The sequence below is a fragment of the Candidatus Symbiothrix dinenymphae genome (genome assembly GCF_001431085.1).
In genome coordinates this window covers 1-1,357 of record NZ_BBRU01000027.1, presented here as the reverse complement: position 1 = coordinate 1,357, position 1,357 = coordinate 1, and the positions used below count along the sequence as shown (strand labels likewise).

Annotated in this window: 2 protein-coding genes; both read left to right on the top strand. The window is 34.4% G+C overall.

The window, feature by feature from the left end; genetic code table 11:
* Positions 1-698, top strand: a 698-nt coding sequence (locus ASC50_RS00595; protein WP_226995294.1) for a hypothetical protein, incomplete at its 5' end; no start/stop codon positions are given.
* A 28-nt stretch (positions 699-726) separates the two neighbouring features.
* Positions 727-1,185 carry a hypothetical protein gene (locus tag ASC50_RS00590; protein WP_158648216.1) on the top strand — a complete coding sequence of 153 codons (459 nt, stop codon included), beginning with the start codon at positions 727-729 and terminating at the stop codon, positions 1,183-1,185.
* Positions 1,186-1,357: the final 172 nt, after the last annotated feature.

Genomic DNA, 1,357 nt, shown 5'->3' with positions numbered 1-1,357 from the left:
GAAATACTTTAGGATACAATGTGTTAAGTCAAGCCGCAAATAATGCTATAACAAACACCATGTTCGGTAACGATTTAACTTGGGGTAGTGTGGCAGGAAGTCTTGCCGGTGGATTACTTGGTTCTGCTCTTCCTAATTTTAGTGCAATGGAAGGTGGAGCGTTCAAAAATGCGATGGCTGAAATTGGTTTTAACTCCGGCAGAGGAGCTTTGACCGGATTTGCATCAGGGTTAGTGCAAGCAGGAATTGATAAAAATCCGGATGCTATCTGGCAAAACACGTTAGGCGGTGCTATTGGTGGTGCAAGTAGTTCTATTATGAATATTGCAGCTTTCGGAGCGGCATATAAGCCTCATGATACATACTACTCGCATGACAGAGAAGGGCAAACTACATATCGAAAAGGTGGATTGCTTTTGAAAAATGGGGATGGTCTGACATGGGGACGTAGTTTAGGTGTAAGTGGAGAAGGAAAAAGGCTTGTAGAAACGGAAATTCATGAATCTACTCATATGTGGCAACAAAACAAAATGGGATTTGCTAATTTTTATGGTGAAACTATTAAAAGCTACGCTACGGAGTATTTGACAATTGGCAGCATAAAGTTGTTATATTACACTTGGGGTTCTTTAGAATGGCAAGCTAACCGAGTAAGCAATTATTATATAAAAACATTTATCATTAATATTCATTCATAGTATGTAAAAAAAGTTAAAAAAAAATATTTTGTTTTGTATAATTATTGTGTTTTTAGCTGCTTCTTTTTATGCATGCCTTGACATGATGCACTTCTCTTTGCGATTAAATGAAGAAAAGAAGTATCGATTGAATTGTAATAATAATCAAATTGAGTTAAGATTGACAGTAAATATGGGGTCTCATTACCAATTTTTGATAAAATCATTACAAGGTGAGTTTGATTTTTATACTGATAGCCTTAACATAATAACTCGTCCAACCGCAACAACAGTTTACAGTTATTTCAAATATGGGAAGAAGTCATTTTCAGGTCATCAAACCATTGAAAAGGGAAAAACATTAATTTGTTATTTTTCAATTTATGGCGATTATAGTTATGGAAGTCCAGGTTGTCCCGAAGAAATTCTCATTCCTCCAAGTGGGTTTATCATGTGTGATGATAAACCGTTGATAACCGATACAATTCGGATAAATATGAAACAATAAAGGACATTAATTACATTGCATTATGAAAAAAATACTTTTATCACTTTTTATGGTTATCTTCTGTATCAGTTGTATTATAAGCTGTCGCATTATATGGCCTCCTATGCAACATTTTCTTATACAGAATAAAACAGACCATGATATATATGTTTATCATATGGTTCCTTATTAT